The 21,396-nt window shown below is 41.3% G+C and carries 11 protein-coding genes; 6 read left to right on the plus strand and 5 right to left on the minus strand.

Annotation, left to right across the window (positions count from 1 at the left end; genetic code table 11):
- The first annotated feature begins 123 nt into the window (after positions 1–123).
- The 4 genes from V7K46_RS11180 (at position 124) to V7K46_RS11195 (ending at position 9,723) form a co-directional block, all read left to right on the plus strand.
- Entirely contained in the window at positions 124–4,887 is a 4,764-nt protein-coding gene (locus tag V7K46_RS11180) for a PfaB family protein (RefSeq protein WP_335113021.1), read from the plus strand.
- A gap of 230 nt (positions 4,888–5,117) precedes the next feature.
- Entirely contained in the window at positions 5,118–6,791 is a 1,674-nt protein-coding gene (locus V7K46_RS11185; protein WP_335113023.1) for a PfaD family polyunsaturated fatty acid/polyketide biosynthesis protein, read from the plus strand.
- 2 nt (positions 6,792–6,793) lie between these two features.
- A complete protein-coding gene (locus V7K46_RS11190) occupies positions 6,794–8,317 on the plus strand; it encodes a thioester reductase domain-containing protein (protein WP_335113025.1) in 1,524 nt (507 codons plus the stop codon).
- 602 nt (positions 8,318–8,919) lie between these two features.
- On the plus strand, positions 8,920–9,723 hold the full coding sequence (locus tag V7K46_RS11195) for an SDR family NAD(P)-dependent oxidoreductase (protein WP_335113027.1): 804 nt from the start codon (positions 8,920–8,922) through the stop codon (positions 9,721–9,723).
- A 20-nt stretch (positions 9,724–9,743) separates the two neighbouring features.
- Here V7K46_RS11195 and hetI read toward each other — a convergent pair whose 3' ends face one another.
- The 4 genes from hetI to V7K46_RS11215 form a co-directional block, all read right to left on the minus strand.
- Positions 9,744–10,451 (minus strand): 4'-phosphopantetheinyl transferase HetI, encoded by a 708-nt coding sequence (gene hetI / locus V7K46_RS11200; RefSeq protein ID WP_335113029.1) that lies wholly within the window; start codon positions 10,449–10,451, stop codon positions 9,744–9,746.
- Between the two features lie 22 nt (positions 10,452–10,473).
- Positions 10,474–10,830 carry a DUF5615 family PIN-like protein gene (locus V7K46_RS11205; RefSeq protein WP_335113031.1) on the minus strand — a complete coding sequence of 119 codons (357 nt, stop codon included), beginning with the start codon at positions 10,828–10,830 and terminating at the stop codon, positions 10,474–10,476.
- Positions 10,823–11,224 (minus strand): DUF433 domain-containing protein, encoded by a 402-nt coding sequence (locus V7K46_RS11210; RefSeq protein ID WP_335113033.1) that lies wholly within the window; start codon positions 11,222–11,224, stop codon positions 10,823–10,825. Before V7K46_RS11210 ends, V7K46_RS11205 begins: the two co-directional genes overlap by 8 nt.
- 238 nt (positions 11,225–11,462) lie before the next feature.
- The gene (locus V7K46_RS11215; protein ID WP_335113035.1) at positions 11,463–12,527 is read right to left on the minus strand and encodes a YheT family hydrolase; all 1,065 of its coding nucleotides are present in this window, start codon (positions 12,525–12,527) and stop codon (positions 11,463–11,465) included.
- Positions 12,528–12,683: 156 nt separating this feature from the next.
- Here V7K46_RS11215 and V7K46_RS11220 point away from each other — a divergent pair, with 156 nt between their 5' ends.
- Together V7K46_RS11220 and V7K46_RS11225 are read left to right on the plus strand one after the other, a co-directional pair.
- The gene (locus V7K46_RS11220) at positions 12,684–13,427 is read left to right on the plus strand and encodes a response regulator transcription factor (protein ID WP_335113037.1); all 744 of its coding nucleotides are present in this window, start codon (positions 12,684–12,686) and stop codon (positions 13,425–13,427) included.
- A gap of 344 nt (positions 13,428–13,771) precedes the next feature.
- The gene (locus tag V7K46_RS11225) at positions 13,772–14,140 is read left to right on the plus strand and encodes a transposase (protein ID WP_335113039.1); all 369 of its coding nucleotides are present in this window, start codon (positions 13,772–13,774) and stop codon (positions 14,138–14,140) included.
- Between the two features lie 436 nt (positions 14,141–14,576).
- Here V7K46_RS11225 and V7K46_RS11230 read toward each other — a convergent pair whose 3' ends face one another.
- Entirely contained in the window at positions 14,577–20,486 is a 5,910-nt protein-coding gene (locus V7K46_RS11230; RefSeq protein WP_335113041.1) for an amino acid adenylation domain-containing protein, read from the minus strand.
- Positions 20,487–21,396: the final 910 nt, after the last annotated feature.

Raw genomic sequence — 21,396 nt, forward strand, 5'->3', positions numbered from 1 at the left:
TTTACCTTATGCGTAAGCTTTTTCTTTAGCAACCGCCTCTTGAAAGTTTGGGGAACAGCGTAAATCCTGCGTTTTAAATATCTCTATCTCTTGCCTAATACCCAAACCTTAAGGATATCACTAGTGGATAAAATAGCCATCATCGGATTATCATGTCTATTCCCCGATGCTAAAAACCCCGAAGAATTCTGGCATAATATTGTTAATCAAAAAGATTCAACATCTTCTGCAACAGTCGAAGAAATCGGAGTAGATCCGACAATCTTTCACAATCCAGTCAAAGGAACACCAGACAAAACCTATTCTCTCAAAGGCGGGTACATCCGCAACTTTCAATTTAATCCTTCCGAATACAATCTCCCATCAGAATTTGTTGCTGGCTTAGATAACACCTTCAAATGGTCATTGTATGCTGCTAAACAGGCAATTGTACAGAGTGGTTATTGGGGTAATCAAACTGTTCTCTCAAAATGCGGCGTAATTTTAGGTAATTTGTCATTCCCGACAAAATTATCTAATCAATTATTCTCTCCAATTTATCATAAAGCGATCGCACCTGCTGTCAGAGAACTTTTGCAGTATGAAGACTTTGATTTAGCTGTCCCCAGTGCAACTAAAGCGTCTTTGTACAATGCGATGATATCTGGTTTACCAGCATCTATAATTGCTCAAGCTTTCTCACTCTCCCAGATTAATTTATGTCTGGATGCTGCTTGTTCGTCATCATTTTATGCGATTAAACTAGCATCTCATTATTTATGGTCACACAAAGCTGATGTCATGTTAGCTGGAGCCATAAGTTGTGCAGATTCCCTATTCGTGCGGATGTTATTTTCCGGTGTTCAAGGGTATCCAGAAAACGGGATCAGCCGCCCCTTAGATAAGTCCTCTAGAGGGCTAATTCCCGCCGATGGTGTTGGAATGGTGATGCTGAAAAGATATTCTGATGCCATCAGAGATGGCGATAATATTCTCGCCACTATCTGCGGTAATGGACTCTCAAATGATGGTAAAGGTAAACATCTACTTAGTCCAAATCCTAAAGGGCAAATCTTAGCTTTTGAACGAGCCTATCATGAGGCAAAATTTAGTCCCAAAACCATCGATTATCTTGAGTGTCACGCCACTGGCACATTGCTAGGAGATACAACCGAATTCAACTCCATAGAAACATTTTTTGGTCAAAATCAAGCTGCGCCTCTAGTGGGTTCTGCCAAGGCAAATACTGGTCACTTGCTAACTGCTGCTGGCATGGTTGGCTTGACTAAAGCGATTTTGAGTATGTCTCATGGTGTAATTCCACCAACCATTAATGTTAATGAACCTTTAGCTTCCGAAAATAGGACAATTTCTGCTGACAAAATTGTTAGAACAGCTACGTCATGGCCCGATAATAATACACCAATTAAACGGGCAGCCATCAGTGCTTTTGGTTTTGGTGGCACTAATTCTCATCTGATTTTAGAACAAGGAACTACAACACAATCTGTTGATTCAACTGCACCTATTCCACCTGCCAAAATTGCCATTGTCGGCATGGATGCCTTTTTCGGTAACTGCAATGGCTTAGATGCTTTTGAACGCAGTATTTATGATGGAACCCAACATTTTACTTCTCTACCGCCTCAAAGATGGCATGGTATAGAAAACCAAGAAAATGTCCTGAAAGAGTACGGTTTAACAGACGGTAAAGCACCAGTTGGAGCATATATCAAAGATTTTGAAATCGATACTTTATCGTGCAAAATCCCACCGAATGAAATCGAAAAATTGAATCCACAACAATTATTGCTCCTGAAAGTTAGCGATCGCGCCGTGAAAGATGCGAAACTACAGGAGGGTAGCAATGTGGCGGTTATTGTCGCCGCTGAGACAGAGTTTTCTGTACATCAGCTACAGCAAAGATGGAATCTGTCTTGGCAGGTTAAGGATGGCTTACTCGCGCAAGAAGTTTCTTTGCCTGCTGAACAGCTGGCGCAACTGGAAACCATTGTCAAAGATAGCATTCATCACCCAGTAGAAATCGGCGAATATGTCAGTCACATTGCCAACATCATGGCGAGTCGAATTTCTGCTTTATGGAATTTCACTGGCCCTGCATTCACGATGACGGCTGGCGAAAATTCTGCCCTGAAGGCGTTGGAAGTTGCACAAATGCTACTTACTACTGGAGAAGTAGATGCAGTGGTTGTTGGTGCAGTGGATTTGGCAGGTGGTGTGGAGAATGTCTTGTTCCGCAACCAATTTGCACCAATTAATACGGGTGTCAATACGTTGAGTTTTGACCAACAAGCAAATGGCTGGACGGTTGGCGAAGGTGCGGGTGCAGTTGTCCTGAAGCGCTACGAAACTGCTAAGGAAGACAATGAACGCATCTATGCAGTTATTGATGCCATGAGTTTCGCTCAAGATAATTCTACTGTCAGTAACACTCTGGTAAAGCCTGATGCTTCAGCTATCAGCAATGTCTGCAAACAAGCTTTCCAGATTGCAGATATTCACCCCACAGATGTTAATTATGTGGAAGTTTTCGGTAGTGGCATTCCCCAGGAGGATGAAGCCGAAATCACAGGTTTGCTTCAAGCTTATCCGAAAGTGGGAAGTGGTTTGCACTGTGGATTGGGCAGCGTCAAAGCCAATATCGGTCACACCTGTACAGCATCGGGAATCGCTAGCTTAATCAAAACTGCTCTCTGTCTTTATTACAGGTATATTCCCGGCACTCCTAAATGGTCTGGTGTCAAAACACCGCAAGTATGGGAAGGTAGCCCTTTCTATGTCGCAATGGAATCAAGACCTTGGTTTGTCGATAAAGATGCCACACGCAGAATAGCAGCAATTAATAGTATGGGTATAGATGGGAGTTACGCCCATTTAATCTTATCGGAGGAACCCAGCCAAGAGGAGCGGGACAATAGATATTTGCAGCAAATGCCTTTTCATCTGTTCCCGATCGCAGTTAGCGATCACTCCAACATCCCAGATTTACTTAACAATCTTCAACAAGCCATCGAAACTAGTTCCTCTTTATCCACTACAGCCAGTCAAACATTTGCTAATTTTGAACAGTATTCTGGTGCAAAATACGTTTTCTCAATCACAGGACGTAATAAAAAAGAACTACTCAAAGAAATTGAATCTGCCCGTAAAGGTGTAAACAATGCCTTTGAGAACGGCACAGATTGGCAAACACCAGTAGGAAGTTATTTCACAGCTAAACCATTGGGTAAAACCGGAGCAGTTGCTTACGTTTATCCAGCAGCTGTCAATTCTTATGTGGGTATCGGTCAAAATCTCTTCCGCTTATTCCCGAAAGTCTACGATGATACGATATTCAATAGTCTTGCAAACCGTGCCATCGAAATTCATCAGCGACTTTATCCCCGAAGCTTGCATAAGTTTTCCACCAGGCAACTAGAAACTCTTGAAAAAGAATTCCTAGACGATTCCCTAGCCATGTTTGAAACGGAAATCGCTTATTCTCGACTGATTACTACAATTATTCGAGATGATTTTAAAGTCAAACCACAATGTGTCTTTGGCTATAGTCTGGGCGAAACTAGCATGATGTCTGCCCAAGGAGTTTGGAGCAATTTTTCTGGTGGAAGTAACACTTTAAACTCATCCCCTCTCTTTGGAGATAGATTATCTGGCCCTAAAAATGCTGTGCGTGAATATTGGGGATTGAAAGATGTTCCTGATTCACAAAACAACTTTTGGGTAACCTATGTTCTCATGGCCACACCATCCCAGGTGAGAGAATGTCTTAAACATGAGAATCGGGTTTATTTAACTCAAATTAATACACCAGAAGAATTGTTAATTGCTGGTGATGAAGCAGCCTGTAAGCGAGTAATTGAAACTCTAGGTTGTAATGCTTTTCCGGCTCCCTTCGACCACGTAATCCATTGTGAGACGATGCGATCGCAGTATGAGGAAATCAAGAAGGTAAACACTTTACCATCACAAACTCTCCCAGGTATTGTTTTTTATTCTGCTGCTGATTATCAACCGCTCGCACTTGAAAGTGAAGCGATCGCTCACAACATTGCCAAAGGATTATGCCAAGAGCTTGATTTTCCCCGATTAGTTAATCGTGTCTACGATGATGGTGTGCGAATATTTTTAGAAGCAGGCGCAGGTAGTGTTTGTTCACGATGGATTGATAAAATTCTTGGCAAGAAAGAACACCTCACAGTTTCTCTGAATCGTAGAGGGATGGATGACCATGCTTCTATAGTCAAAGCATTAGCAAAACTACTCAGTCATCAAGTGAATGTGGATTTGTCACCACTGTACAGCAAAGTCCAAGAAACCACCAATCAAACTAAAGCAACATTGAGAACAGTTACCTTGGGTGGAAAAGCGATCGCTGCTACAATTTTGAGCGACGAAAATCGTAAACTTGTTAAAGATTGGGCTGAGGATCTTAAGTGCGATCGCTTCAAAAAACAGCATCCAAGTATACCTAATATCCAACAATCTGAAATCACAGATTCTCTTAATACTTCCAACAAAATAATCCCAAAAGAAAGTTATTCCCCTAACATCTTGCCATCCCTTACTCAGCCAGAAGAAGTCAAACCAAAAAATATCATTGATAACGGTTTTGAACCGAGAGAACAATTACAATCTTCTGAGTCAAGCGCAATTGGGCAGCAAATTCCTCTTTCTTCTCCACCTGTCATCACTCAAAAAATTAGTAGCATCATCAGCATGTTCGATTTAAATAAGACTCAGTATCAAAAGCTCAATGCTAATAATTCAAAGATAACTAAAGCCCACACTGCTTTTTTACAAGCTAGACAAGATTATAGTCAACAAATGAGTGAAATCATTCAATTGCAACTAACTTGCGCCCAAAATTTGCTTAACGACGAATCCTAATAAATCATACCAATTCTCTCTCAACTTGCACCAACTAATTCTTAACTCATCTCTTCCTTTGCGCCCTACCCTGCGGGAAGCCGCTTTGCGTCTATGCGCCCTTTGCGGTTCGTTTAAAAATTATTACGTGCATCTTCATAGAGAATTGGTATGAAAACATAGACTCCTATAAAGAGTCTACACCCTTCAGCTTTTATCATCCATTGCTTGTAATCAGAGGGATAACTGCCGTGACAACCGTAGATACGGTGCTAAGTAAACACGATAATGGTCTTAATTTCTCCACCTGGTCTTATAACAAAAACCAGGTTTGGAAAGGTTCTTTAGAAACTGTATCTTTTGAGCAACAAACCATCAAAGGTAAATTGATGGTGTTAGATAAACCCTGTTACATCGTGAAAGTTGCCGGAAAAATCGGTGTCACTAATGAGGGGTATTTATCCCCTGGTGATAATGGTACAACAGCACAAGTAGAACTGCTGACATTTGCAGCACCAATCCACATTCAACAGTTTGGAGATCCCAATTTTCTCTCCTTTCATGGAGTGAAATATGCCTATGTTACTGGCGCAATGGCTGGTGCAATTGCTTCTGAAGAAATGGTCATTGCACTAGGAAAAGCGCAAATTTTGAGTTCCTTTGGTGCAGGTGGTTTAATTCCAGAACGTTTGGAAGTAGCCATAAATCGCATTCAACAAGCTTTACCTCAAGGACCTTACGCCTTTAATTTAATTCACAGTCCCAATGAACCTGCGATTGAACGTAGAGCAGTGGATTTATACCTCAAATATCAAGTGAGAACAGTAGAAGCATCTGCATTTCTCGACTTGACCCCCAACATTGTTTATTACCGTGTTGCTGGATTGGGGTTGAATAACGCCAATCAAATTGAAATCAAAAATAAAATCATTGCCAAAATTTCTCGCCGAGAAGTTGCTACTAAATTTCTGCAACCAGCACCAGCCAGAATTCTCAAAGAACTTCTTGAACAGGGATTAATTACTGAGTTACAAGCAACCCTTGCAGCTAAAGTTCCGATGGCTGATGATATTACCGTCGAGGCAGATTCTGGGGGTCATACAGATAACCGTCCCCTAGTTTGTTTATTACCTTCTATTATTGCGTTGCGGGATGAAATTCAAGCACAATATCATTACCAAACACCTATTAGAATCGGAGTAGCAGGGGGAATTGGTACACCACAATCAGCATTAGCAGCCTTTATGATGGGTGCTGCTTATGTAATGACCGGCTCAATTAATCAGTCATGCATTGAATCTGGGGCTTGTGAACATACCAAAAAATTATTAGCTCAAGCAGAAATGGCTGATGTGATGATGGCCCCAGCAGCAGATATGTTTGAAATGGGGGTAAAATTGCAAGTCCTCAAACGGGGTACAATGTTCCCCATGCGAGCGCAGAAATTATTTGAACTATATCGCGCTTATGATTCGATTGAAGAGATTCCTTTGGTAGAAAGAGAAAAATTAGAAAAACAAGTTTTCCGCAAGAGTATTGCTGAAGTCTGGGAAGGAACAGCAGCTTATTTGTCCCAGAAAAATCCTGAAAAACTGGGTAAAGCAGTCAATAATCCTAAACTGAAAATGGCGTTGATTTTCCGCTGGTATCTAGGATTATCTTCTCGTTGGTCTAGTTCTGGTGAGAAAGGTAGAGAAGTCGATTATCAAATTTGGTGTGGCCCAGCAATGGGCGGTTTCAATGACTGGGTACGGGGTTCCTACCTGTCTGAAGCAAATAATCGTCAGGTAGTTGATGTTGCTAATCAAATTATGACTGGTGCAGCCTTTTTGTATCGTGTTCAAAATTTGAAAATTCAAGGACTGCAAGCTTCCGATTATTACGGTCACTATCACCCTGTCCCTTCTACATTAGTGGAGATTTAAAAATGACTATAAAACAGTCTTTTACAGCAACTGATATTCAAATATTTTTGATATCTAACTTAGCTGAGTTGCTAGGAGTACCAACTGATGAAATAGATGTTAAAGAACATTTAGAAAATTCTGGCTTGGATTCAGCCCAAGCAATGATTCTAGTAAGTAAATTAGAAAAATTGCTAGGGTTTCAACCATCTCCATTGCTCCTGTGGCATTACCCAAGTATTGAAGCTCTTTCACAGCGGTTAGCTGAAGAAGTGCAAGAAGATTCACAGGTTCAAGACACAAAAGTTGTGCGTCAGACATCTTCTAATGCCAACGCTGCTCCCTCTGTTCTAAATTTAAGCGCCGAGGCTGTTCTTGACCCCACCATCCATCCCGGCGCTGCATCTAATCTGCCTGTAGGTGAACCCAAAAATATCTTTTTAACTGGAGGAACAGGCTTTTTAGGAGCTTTTGTCATCCGGGAATTACTACAGGAAACTAATGCGGATATCTATTGCTTAGTGCGTGCTGCTAATACCGAAGAAGGCAAAAGCAAACTCAAAAATAATCTGCAACAGTATGCAATTTGGCAGGAACAATTTAACTCCAGAATTATTCCTGTTGTCGGCGATTTATCTCAACCATTGTTAGGTGTTGGCTCTGAACAGTTTCAAATTTTAGCTGCCAATATTGATACTATCTATCATAGTGGTGCTTTGTTGAATTATGTTTTTCCCTACTCGGCACTGAAAGCAGCTAATGTTTTAGGAACTCAAGAAGTTTTGAGGCTGGCATGTCAAATTAAAGTCAAACCTGTACATTACGTTTCTAGTGTTGCTGTGTTTGAATCGACTGCTTATGCTGGCAAGGTTGTTAAAGAACAGGATGAATTCAATCATTGGGAAGGTATTTATCTTGGTTACTCCCAAACTAAATGGGTAGCTGAAAAGTTAGTCAAGATTGCTCGTGACCGAGGACTTCCTGTAACTATCTACAGACCGCCACTGATTTCAGGAGATAGCAAAACAGGCATTTGTAATACACATGACTTTATCAATTTGATGACCAAGGGCTGTCTACAAATGGGAAGTTTCCCTGATGTAGATTATATGTTAGATATGTCTCCTGTAGACTATGTAAGTAAAGCCGTTGTTTATCTATCACGGCAAAAAGAATCCATAGGCAAAGCTTTCAATTTACAACATCCCCAACCTGCCGCTTTCAAAGTGCTAGTTGAGTGGATACGCACATTTGGTTATTCAGTTAAGATGATTCCCTATGAAGAATGGCAAGCAGAGTTAATCAATAATGTGTCTTCTGTGGACAATCCTTTGTACACTCTGCGACCCTTTTTACTGGAACGCTGGTCTGATGAACAACTGACTATTCCTGATTTGTACCTACAAGCTCGAAGACCCCATATTAGCTGCCAAGATACCCTTCATGCACTAGCAGGCAGTTCTATTGTTTGTCCTCCCATTAACTCTCAATTGTTTATGACTTATACCGCCTACTTGATTCAAAGTGGCTTCTTAAATATCGCTTAGGAATTCACAACTTTTGTAAGGGGTGTTGCGTTAGAAACGTAACGCACCATCCTGAATATTTTCGGTGCGTTACAGAAGCCGTAACACAATCCAAAAAACATAAGTTTAGTGTTTTGTTAAGTCCATGTTCTTGAGAACTCAGTACTACTTAATAGTCAATATTTCAGATGCCAGCAACAACTCATACACCAATAGTGGCAATCTAATTGCCCTGTTTTTTATACTCAATAATGCCAATTTTTAGGATTCACCTCTTGACAGAAGCGATCAAGGATAGAATGGTTATTGTCAGGCATAAAAGTTTGATTTTACCCGCTTGCTTTTGTGAGTAATCAAAAGCGTTATCTGGCGACAAGCCGCCACGCATCTACACTAGCAGTCTGAAATAACCAAACTTCTTTAATACCCGACTTATTCGATGCATAAGTCATAAATTTAGGTTTGTACCGCTACATCTATCCAACGCATCACATAAGCACTTGAAAGGATAATAACTCAAGACATTTATCGTCGCTTCAGATATTACGCGCACTTATTTGTAGAACCAGAACCACTATAAATGTAATGCAGCTTCATAAAGTCGAATTCACCAACCTTTTTACATGAATACAACATACCAAGGACAAAACAAACAAACTGCTCTTATTACTGGAGCAGCAGGTGGAATTGGCTATCAATTAGCATGTCTTTTTGCTGCTGATGATTACAATCTTGTTTTAGTAGATAGAAATGGGGTAATGCTTGTAGAAATTGCAGCTAAATTCCAAGAAAAATTCGGAAACTTTGTTACAACTATTGTTAAGGATCTATCTATACCAACAGCTCCTGAAGAAATTTTTGCGGAATTGCAACAAGCCAATATTAAGGTTGATGTACTGGTAAATAATGCTGGATTTGGTGTCTATGGATTATTTCATGAAACAGACCTAGCTGGTGAATTGGAAATGCTACAGGTAAATTTGGTGTGTCTCACCCATTTAACCAAGTTATTTCTAAAGGACATGGTAAAGCAAGGTGAAGGAAAAATATTAAACGTCGCCTCAGCGGCTGCCTTTCAACCAGGGCCTTTGATGGCGGTTTATTTTGCGACTAAAGCCTATATCTTATCTTTTTCAGAAGCGATCGCTAATGAATTAGAAGGTACAGGTGTCACCGTGACAGTTCTTTGCCCAGGCTCAACAGCATCTGCCTTTCATGAAAGAACCGGAATGGCTGACTCTAAGTTGCTCAAGGGTAAGAAAATGATGGATGCACAAACAGTAGCCGAAATTGGTTTTCGCGCCTTAATGAAGAATCAAACCATTGTCATTCCTGGTTTTATGAATAAACTACTTGCAAAAAGTGTTAGATTTGTACCCAGAAACCTGGTGACAAAAATTGTCAGAAATATGCAGGAAGATAAATAAACGATTTAAAATACTGAAGATCAATACTGCCAACACTTTAAACGCCAGCCAAAATTCCCCACCGCAACAGCAGCAACATAATTGTTAGCAGGTACTAATTCAAAAAGACTCCAGTCTTCAGATATCTGTAACTTGGCTGCTTCTGTAGGAGTCAGCGACACCTCAATTTGCTCTAACTGAGCTAGTCCGTCTCCAGTTGCTTTTAAATAAGCTTCTTTACAAGTCCAGTAACGGAAAAATACCTCTTGCTGTTCGCTGGGAGATAGCGATCGCAACATTTCATATTCTCTCGGTAAAAAGAACCGTTTGGCAAGAGCTTCCAGATCAGACATCGGGCGAATATATTCTAGGTCTACACCAATTTCGCTAGTACAATTCACCGCACACAAACCCAACCCTTGGGAATGAGACAAGTTAAACGCCAGTCCAGTATCGGCAAATGCATCTGCCAATACTGGTTTACCACGGTGTTGATAATTAAACTGAACTTGTAGCGGCTGAATACCTAAATAGCGACCTAATATAGTTCGGAGAATACCACGGCCAGCAATGAACCGCTGCCGATGTTCCTGAAAATAGAACCGTTCAGCACGAGCCATTTCGTCACTGGAAAGAGTCGCTGCTAAATTTTGCAGTTGTGGTTCTGGTTGGTCAAGGTCTATGCACCAGACATGAATCTCATCGGGCAACAAAGTTAAATCTGTTGGTGTAGGTAGCCAGAGATTCATAATAATTAGTAATTCGTAATTGTTATCTTTGCCATTGATTGAGCCAACGCACTTGACCAATCCAGTCAGCAGCTTGTGTATCTACAAGTAGACAATCTAAAGCAGTAATCAGACTAGATAGAGTCCAACTATTTTGGGCAGCTAAAATAATTCCATTATGGTTATGATAGCTTTGTGCCAAAAATAAAAAATCGCGGATATTGAAAGTAAAAATACACCTTCCTCTAGCAGTAGCTCCTAACAACTGAGTTTCATCAGTTGCATCTAAGGGCATCCAATCTGTGGGAGTTCGGGTGACATCATGACCCTGATTAACCAAAGTTAAATGTAAAGCTTTAATTGATGTATCAGCATCTAAATGTAACAGAGGCTTAGACATTGTAAGCTGATTCGAGAGCTACTTCCGATGCGATCGCCTGATCTATTTCTTGCTGATGAGCAGCATAGAAAGCCAGGGCTGCATTTACCTGAGCCTCACTCAAATCATACTCAGCAGCAATTTGTCCCGCAGATAATCCCCATTGTTGAGATGCGATTGCCAAAGTCTGCACCCGCAAGCCAGTTCCATGCAGTATTGGCACTGCTAAACCACTAGCACCCCGACGGTAAGTAAGCTCAGGAAATACAGGATTGTCAAGATGCTCGGTTAAAATCTCGACCTTTTCAGCTACAGCCGAGAGAATAAATTGCTCAAGAGAAATGCCAAGGTTTGCAGCACATCTTTGGGCTTCTTGTTGTAACACAGGGGGCAAATTAAAAGAGTCAAATGTCATCAACTTCTTCCTAGCCAGCGAACAATAACATCTTGCTAAACCAGTTCTATCTTAACCTTATATAGGAATCCAATTTGATTGCGTGAAAAAAAATTTCGATTTACTGATTTAATGTAAAACAACTTGAAAGTATAACTGGATATGATTTATTCGCTAATATTCCTACGGAAGTTCCAACAAAATCACCGACCTGCATACAGCACAACTAACGGAAGCCCAAATTCTGTATATCTTAAAATTACGAATTACGTTTTTCCTCCAACCATTGTAAAATCCGATTCCATGCCCACCAAACATCAGGATCTTGTAATTGGCGCTGGCACTCTTTACTACTCAAATAGCTAACATGACCGCCGTATTGAGTAAGTAATAAATCTATTGCCGGATTGCGATCGCAAGCTTCTTGTAATTCCGGTATGATGGCTGGGTCAAAAAGTGGGTCATCAGCAGCATATAAAATCAAAGTTGGTTTCGAGATTTGTGGCAATATATGTAAAGGACTACTAGCTTGGTAATATGCTTCCACAGAAGGAAAACCTAGTCGGTTAATTACCAGTTCATTGTCAAAACCCCAGATACTATTCGCCCGTTCAATCGCTGCTGGATCAATGCTTCCAGGATGGGCATCATGGATTTGCCATGCCAGTTTTTTTAAATTCTGTGCAATCCCTGCTTCCAAATATCTGCCGAAGGGCGTTGTAACTAGATAAGATAGCGATCGCTCAGAATCCAAGCTGGGACAAATCACCATACTACCGCCAATATCGCTATCTTCTAGTCCTAAATCTCCATGCTCCCTAATCACTTCAAGAGCGACCTTCACCGCCCATAGCGCTAATTGCCCTCCTAAAGAATACCCTGTAAACCAAAATTTACCAGGACATCCCATTGCCTTAGCAGCAGCGGCGATGCGAACAAAATCTTCCCCTTCATACAGTCCATCGGAAGTTAGAGTCGGGGACAAAACGGCTGTTTTGCCGTGGGCACGCCAATCAAATAACACCACAGCGTATCCTTGAGCGTAAGCCTTACGTCCTAGCACTCTCAAAAACCATTCTGTCTCTAACTCTCCAGTAATACCATAAGTACCGATAATCGTGCTATGAGCATTTTCAGGGATGGCAACCAAGCCAAATATTGGCACACCTTGGCCACCAATAAAGATTTTTTCCTGATAATACGGTTCTTGTAATAGAGTAGTACTTTTCCAGTAACGTCTTCCCCACAAAGCGGTGTATACAGTCATCTTTACACCGTTTTGTAAAAACCGAGACGGATTGTAGGGAGCAGTATAACACATCATAGACTATAAGATTTCGTGTAGTTGAGTCTTGATTTCACAGTCATTTAATCTTAATATTTATGTAAGATTTAAAACCTTTTTCATAATCGATTCAAAAATCTTTGTATCTATCAAAGGTTGTTATTTATCCTTAATAAGTAGTAATAATTTTTAATAATGCCGAGGATTCTTGTCATAGACGATGACCCAGCGATTTCAGAACTAGTTGCCGTCAACTTGGAAATGGCTGGCTACGATGTTAGTCAAGCTGAAGACGGCATCAAAGGTCAAGCGCTGGCTCTCCAGCTACAACCAGACTTGATCATGCTCGATTTAATGTTGCCCAGAGTAGATGGGTTTACCGTTTGCCAACGCCTGCGTCGCGACGATCGCACCTCTGAGATTCCTGTGTTAATGTTAACGGCTTTGAGCCAAACTCAGAACAAGGTGGAGGGCTTCAATGCTGGCGCAGATGACTACCTCACCAAGCCTTTTGAAGTTGAAGAACTGCTGGCGCGGGTGCGGGCACTTTTGCGGCGTACTGACCGCATTCCCCAAGCAGCAAAACACAGTGAGATTCTCAACTATGGCTCACTCACTCTGGTTCCCGAAAGATTTGAGGCAATATGGTTCAATGAGACGGTGAAATTGACTCACTTGGAATTTGAGCTACTTCACTGCTTGCTGCAACGCCACGGTCAAACGGTTTCTCCCAGCGAAATCCTCAGAGAAGTTTGGGGCTACGATCCCGATGACGACATTGAAACGATTCGAGTCCATATTCGCCACTTGAGAACTAAGTTAGAACCAGATCCCCGCCACCCCCGCTATATCAAGACAGTATATGGTGCCGGATACTGTCTTGAATTACCCGGTGTACCTCCATCAAATGAAGGGGCTTCGGTAACAGTCGTTGAATGAAATCACACTAAATTAACCTTAACTAAGACCATCACTTAGACAAGAACTCTCAGAAACTTTTATTCCTTACCGTTTAGTTAAGGTTATTGGTGAGATTTTCCGATAATAGAGATGTTGCAATGCAACGTCTCTACTAAACCGCGTCCACCTTGAAAACTGTAGTTCTTTCCGGATGAACAGAAAAAACCCTCATCCCCCAGCCCCTTCTCCCAATATTGCCAGAAGCGGAGCCAAAAATAAGTCCCTCTCCCTACTTGGGAGAGGGATTTAGCCCTCTTCTGTCACTTTCCGGGTATTCTGAATAAAAGAATAAAAAAAGAAAACCCTGAAAGGTAAGTAGGGCAATGGATGTAGAATTACAAATCCTCAAGCATTTGCCAAGAGATGCTCACCCAACAGTTGCCATCATAAATGAATATTGTGCAGAGGATAAAGACCTGTTTAAAGAAGTAAGAAATTATGAGTGTTTCAAATATTTACATCTGGGAATAATGTCACCAATCAAAAGAAAATCGTTACCAGAGATAGCGAAAGCCGTAAGTATAAACTCTGCACAGTCATTACATCATTTTTTAGCTAATTCAGATTGGTCAGTAGAGGAATTAAAACAACGAAGATTAAATAAACTCAAAAAAGCATTAGATGGCAATGCGATTAAAGTAGTAATAGATGAAACAGGAGACAGAAAAAAGGTAAAAAGACTGATTATGTAGCCAGGCAGCATTTAGGGAGTGTCGGAAAAGTCGATAATGGCAACGTTTGCAGTGAATGCTTATGGACTTTACTCTAATATAACTTTTCCTTTAAATGTAAAAATATTCAAACCACCAATTTGTAGTTGTAAGAATTTTTGTCATGGTTTGATGATAATTTTTTCATTATCAAATAGTCATAGCGATCGCTCTGATGGTCAGCCCAGGGCAACTTAGCTAAGAAATATTCCTAATTGTTGCACGAAGTTGATTATGAGAAAAGTGAGTGTATATTAAGTCGCTTGTCGTGGTTCTAAATCCTAGTCCTTTGTTAGTTAATTTCGACCTGACTGGGACATTTTCATTGGGCGTTCGCTATAGTTTTTGCTTGATAACGTTTGAATTGTTTAAGCTGACCCATTACCGTCGAAATCCTGAACTAAGGGAAAAGTTCAAACTAATTCTTTGGAGACTGCGCCTGAGTTAAGCAATTTCTCAATGTTTCGGCTAACACCTGTACCTGCGGCTCATTAAGTAGGCCATGGTGAGATCCGGGAACGTAATGGATATCTAATTCTCCAGCAACTACGTCGCCCCAGCCGAATTGAGGATCGTATTCTCTACCTATAGCTTCGTCCCGACTCTGATCCTCTGTTCGCAAGAGGATAGCTTGACCAACGTAAGGTGAAAAGATATATTCACTGACGGCTTGAGTGTTAACATCTATAATTTTTAAGTGCTTATCAGTTTCAGGTAAATGAACTACCTCTTGCAAGTAACGGTTATATCTATTTTTCAGACGGCGCTTACGCCAATAACTCAATCTCACAGCCATTTGCCAAAGGTAGGTAGGCCCTTGTTGAACAATTTTATTTAAATGCAAAAAAACTCGTTTGGGAAATGACGCCCGCCAGCTATAACCTGGACGACAACTATCAACTATAACTAGAATACCAACTTGTTCGCCTTGCTCTTGGAGTTGTTGAGCCATCTCGAAAGCAACTATACCCCCAAAAGAATAACCTCCCAGAAAATAAGGGCCATTGGGCTGAAGCGTCTGGATTTCTTGAATGTAGTGAGTTGCCATGTCTTCAATCCGCGTATGCAAAGGCTGTTTTCCATCTAGCCCTTGTGGCTGTAGTGCATAGAATGGTTGATCTGATCCCAGATGCAACGCCAATTCACGGAAACACAAGACTTCTCCACCCAGTCCGTGAATACAGAAAAAAGGTGGTTTTGAACCATTGGGTTGAATTTCTAACAGAGATGACCAACTAGATTTTGATTGGTCTAAGGTATTTACTAAAGCCAAGTTTCTTGCTATATCTTCTTGGCAAATTATTTTGGCTAGAGCCTCTACAGTACCTGACTGGAACAGAATGGCAAGAGGCAGATTTTTATTAAATGTCTTTTCAATTTGCCAAAACAGTTTTACTGCTAATATAGAGTGTCCTCCTAGCTCAAAGAAGTTGTCCCTGACACCGATAGGCTGAATGCCCAGAACTTGTTCCCAAATTTTGGTCAGTTGGAATTCTAATTCATCACGGGGAGCCAGATAGGTGTTTGCTGAATCAAGCCTTGTTGAGTCTGGTGCTGGTAAAGCGCGGCGGTCGATTTTGCCGTTGGGGGTTAGGGGTAAGGTGTCTAGTAAAACGAAAGCACTAGGCACCATGTATTCTGGCAGTTTCTGTTTAAGGAAATGGCGCAGTTCGTCTGTGGTTGGTGTCTGTTCTGGGTGAGGAACGATGTAGGCGACTAGTCGCTGGTTTTCTGGATTATCAACTCTAGCTGTGACGACAGTTTGCTGTATACTGGGGTGTTGTGCTAATAAAGCTTCAATTTCTCCAAGTTCGATGCGGAAACCACGAATTTTTACTTGATTATCAAGGCGACCGAGATATTCGATATTACCATCACTTAGGTAACGGGCTAAATCACCTGTTTTGTAAAGACGGCTTTCAAAGTCACAACTGAATGGATTAGGAATAAATTTTTCTGTTGTTAATTTAGGCTGATGGAAATAACCCCGTGATAACCCTGCACCACCAATATATAGTTGTCCTGGAACACCCACAGGGACGGGTTGCAAATATTTATCTAAAATGTAAATCTGGGTGTTGGCTATAGGACGGCCAATGCTCACTAAAGCTTCTTCCTGCTCAATTCGATGAATTGTAGACCAAACAGTTGTTTCTGTTGGTCCGTATAAGTTCCATACTTCAGCACCTCTTTGACGTAAATGGTTAGCTAAATTTTCAGGTAAGGCTTCACCACCACAGAGAATTTTCAGTTGGGCATTTCCTTTCCATCCCGCTTCTAGTAACATTTGCCAAGTCACAGGAGTGGCTTGCATAACAGTTGCAGCAGAGTTATTGAGTTTTTGTAATAACTGTAAACCGTCGGCAGTAACTTCCCGACTGACTAAAATTACCTTGGCTCCTAGTGTTAGGGGAAGAAAAATTTCTAAAACCGCAATATCAAAAGATAGAGAAGTAACTGACAACAGACTATCAAGGTTAGTTAATTGTAGGTGCTGTTGCATCCCCGTGAGGAAGTTGAGGACGCTGCGATGGGTAATTTGTACACCTTTGGGTTTTCCTGTGGAGCCAGAAGTATAAATTGTATAAATTAAATTATCGGGATCAATGTAGCTTTGTGGCGAATTTTGCTGATGTGCGGCGATGCAATCCCTGTCGCTATCTAAACAGATAACTTGGGCTTGGTGGGATGGAAGAGTTTTTAATAAATGTTGCTGGGTTAATAAAATGGAAATTTGCGAGTCTTGCAACATGAACGCCAAGCGCTCTTGGGGATAGGCCGGGTCTAGGGGTACATAGGCTGCACCTGCTTTTAGGATACCTAAAATTCCAACTATTAGATTTAGCGATCGCTCCACACAAATCCCTACCGGCATCTCTGGTTTGACCCCCAGTGATATCAGGTAATGCGCTAGCTGATTAGCACGGTGATTGAGTTGCTGGTAAGTTAGTTGCTGGTTCTCAAAGATTACAGCAATCGCGTTGGGAGTTCTTTCGGTTTGAGCTTCAAATAACTGATGGATGCAGGTATTTTTGGGGTAGTCAGTTTGGGTATTATTCCACTCTATTAGTAGCTGATGCTGTTCGGCTGCTGTTAACAGAGGTAAATTTGAAATATGCTGTTCTGGGTTGGCGACGATACCTTCAAGTAAAGTTTGGAAATGCCATAGCATTCGAGCGATCGTTGTAGCATCGAATAAGTCTGTGTTGTATTCAATTCCACCTTTGATCCCTTCTGGAGTTTCTTTAATATCGAGGGTAAGCTCGAACTTTGCGGTATCATTATGGACTTCTAGAGGAGTAATGGTCAATCCCGGAAGTTCCCAGAGTTCGCTTGGGGTATTGTGGAAGGCAAACATTACCTGAAACAACGGCGAGTGGCTCAAATCTCGTTCGGGCTGTAGTTCTTCTACTAGCTTCTCGAAGGGCAGGTCTTGGTGGGCATAAGCTCCTAGTGTTACTTCTCTAACTTGACTAAATAACTGTTGGAAACTTGGGTTACCTGAAAGGTTAATGCGTATAGCTAGGGTATTGACAAAGAACCCAATCAACCCTTCGGTTTCAACTTGGTTGCGACCAGCAATAGGAGAACCGATGAGAATGTCTTCTTGCCCAGTGTAGCGGTGCAATACTATCCCAAAAGCTGCCAGCAATGTCATGAATAGGGTGACACCCTGCTGATGCGAGAGTTCTTTTAGGGATGCACTCAGCTTCTGAGGTAACATCAGGGATTGCACTGCTCCCTGGTAAGTTTGGACTGGTGGCCGTGGTCGGTCGGTTGGTAATTCTAATACAGTATTAGCACCTGCTAACTGAGTTTTCCAATAATTAATTTGGCTGGAGAGTATTTCACCTGATAGCCATTGGTGCTGCCACACAGCAAAATCTGCATACTGAATGGGCAATTTTGCCAAAGGGGAAGGCTTATCGCTCAAAAAGGCTTGATAAACGTCTGCTAACTGCTGCTCGATAATGCCTATTGACCAACCATCTGAGGCGATGTGGTGCATGACCAACAAGAGTATATGCTCCTGTTCATTTACCTGGAGCAAAGTAGCTCGCAGCATCAAGTCAGATTCTAAGTTGAAGAGGCGTTGTGCCTCTTGATTTAGGAGACATTCTACTTGCTCCGGTGCTACCTTAATTATTTTGAATTCCACTGGCCGAGGCGTGCCAATTACTTGTATGGGGCTACCATCAAGTGATTTAATAAAGTTTGTTCGCAGTGCCTCGTGATGGGCAACGATCGCATCTAGTGACTGTTGCAAGACACGCGCATTTAACTTGCCTCTTAAGCGCTGTGCATTCGAGAGGATATATGCTCGGCTGTTGGGTTGCAACTGCTGCAAAAACCACACTCGCTGCTGGGCAAAGGATAAAGGGGCTGACTCCCGGTTGGCTATTTGGGGAATAGTTTGATTTTGGGGATCATTTTCTTGACTTTCGTTTTGAACCAACGCTTGAGCTAAAGTAGCGATCGTTGGATTCTCAAATAAGAGTTGCAACGGTATTTCTATCTGAAAGGCTTGGCGAACCCGAGACATCACTTGAGTAGCCAGCAGTGAATGACCTCCCAATTCAAAAAAATTGTCGTGGATGCTTACTTGTTCCAGACGCAAAACTTTCGCCCAGATAGTAACTAAAACTTCTTCTGTCGAATTCTCAGGTGGAACAAAGTTAGTTGAGAGCCTAAAAGTAAATGTATCCGGTGCAGGCAAGGCGTGGCGGTCTATTTTACCATTGGGATTTAATGGTAGGGTATCCAAAAATACAAAGAAACTAGGCACCATGTATTCAGGTAGCCGAGTTTCCAAAAAGCGACGCAATTCAGACTGGCTAGGGATTTGCTCTGGACTGGCAACAACATATGCCACAAGTTGCTTGTCACCAGGAACATCCTCTCTAGCTATGACTAGAGTCTGTGTCAGTGCCGGATGTTGAACTAATATGGTTTCAATTTCTCCCAATTCAATTCGGAAGCCACGTATTTTCACTTGGTGGTCAATACGACCAAGGAACTCGATATTACCATCGCTCAAATAACGTGCTAAATCCCCAGTTTTGTAAAGATATGCCCCTCTTTTAGAACTAAAAGGGTCGAAAATGAACTTATCTATGGTCAATTCTGGACGGTTAAGATAGGCTCGCGCTAGACCAATACCGCCAATGTGCAGTTCACCTGATTCACCAAAAGCCACAGGCTGCAAATTTTCATCGAGGATGTGAATCTCTGCATTAGTAATTGGGCGACCAATGGGAGCAATGACATAATTAGTGCCGCGCTGGCAAGTCCAGAAAGTGGTATCAATGGAAGCTTCTGTCGGACCATAGCAATTATGGAGAACATTGTCCAAATTCAGTTGAGCAAAAAAGCGTTCTATGAGTTCGCTAGGTAAAGCTTCACCACCGCAGGTAATATGCCTGATGAATCGGCAATTCTCAATTCCCTTCTCTTCCAATAAGACACGCAGTATAGAAGGGACTAAGGCCAAGACTGTGATTTGTTGCTCAGTAATCACCTTCACAAGGTAGGCAGTATCTTGATGTCCACCAGGGCGAGCCATGATCAATTGCCCTCCGAAGCACAATGGCCAGAATATCTGCCACACTGAAGGGTCGAAGCTAAAAGAAATAGTCAGTAAAACTTTGTCAGCCTGAGTTAATCCAAAAGTTGTTTGCTTCCAGTAGAGTTGATTGCAAATCCCCCGATGAGGGATCATTACACCCTTGGGCTGTCCTGTAGATCCTGATGTGTAGATTACGTAGATGAGATGATCAGCCGTTGTCTCATTTACAGGATTTTCTTGACTGTCTCGGATATTCCCTTGCCAGTTTGAGTCCAGACAAATTACTTGTGCTTGATGCGGTGGTAGATTCTTGACTAATTTTTCTTGAGTTAACAATACTGGTGTCTGGGTGTCTTCCAAAATGAAAGCTAAACGCTCCGAGGGATATCCAGGATCTAAAGGTACATAAGCACCTCCAGCTTTCAGAATTCCCAGTAGTCCTACAATCATCTCCAAGGAACGCTCTAGGCAGATGCCTACAAGTACTTCAGGCCCAACCCCTAAAGCACGTAAGTGGTGCGCTAGTTGATTGGCCCGGTGGTTTAACTGCCGATAAGTAAGTTGTGTATTTTCAAATACTACAGCAATGGCTTGGGGCGATCGCTCTACTTGCATCTCAAACATTTGATGGATGCACAGATCGTGATGATCAACTGCTTGGGTTTCATTCCATTCCTGTAAAACTTGAGTGCCAATGATCTGACTTAAGGTATCTAACGGAATATTTTGCTTATATTCTGAAGTCTGGCTATTTATCTGCATTTTCTATATATCAACTCCATCAGGAAATAGCATTTTTTAATTTATTTATTAGTTATGTATAGTGTGTTTATAGCAAATTATTTATTATATGTAATGCTGCATATTAACGCCCTCAAGATAGAAGTCTAAAGTTATAGAAGCAAAGCCTACCTTGCTTTAAGAGCGGGACGCTGCGCGAATGGCAATGGCAAAGCTGAACCTAGACCAATTATACGCATCTTCGATAATTGGTATTTAAAGCTCTAGCTAATCGATTTCTACTTAACATAATAATTCCCATATTTTTATTCGTTACTCTCTAACTAAAACTTTTAAATCAGATTAAAATCAAAAAATGCCCTATTACATTGTTAAAGTCCAGTCAGACAAAAGCATTTGATTTGCGGTTTTACCTTTGTTTAGCAAATATTTTTTTACGTACTTAGGTAGACTAAATACAACACTGAAAAGACTTTATCCTTTTTTATAACAATTTACTAAATGAAAAAATAATTATTACCGAATCTTCATTATGTTTCTTCATATGTAAAAATAATGTAAAGCTATAATTATGATTTGCTTAAATAATTAAGTAGATTGGTGTAAAAAGTTGTCATTGGAATAATGCAGGAGGCTGGAAAAAAGAGGGTTTTAGCCTCGTTCATCTTTTTTTAGATAGTTATCTTTAATTTGTGCTTTTCTACTATGCCGACTCAGTGAAACCCTCATCAGATGGGTTTCATGTCACTATAGATAAAGCATATATGAAGCTAAAATTTTGCACATGGACTTAACATATATATCAATGTGACGTAAGATACAAATAAAATTTTCAGTTTTTTCTTGCAGCGAACACTCATTCAAGCCCTTTGGCTACAAGCCAAGACTTGCAGCAAGCAAATCCAATGTTAATTTTTTATGGTGATGCTAC

It is taken from the genome of Nostoc sp. (assembly GCF_036917395.1).
Classification (GTDB): Bacteria; Cyanobacteriota; Cyanobacteriia; order Cyanobacteriales; family Nostocaceae; genus Nostoc.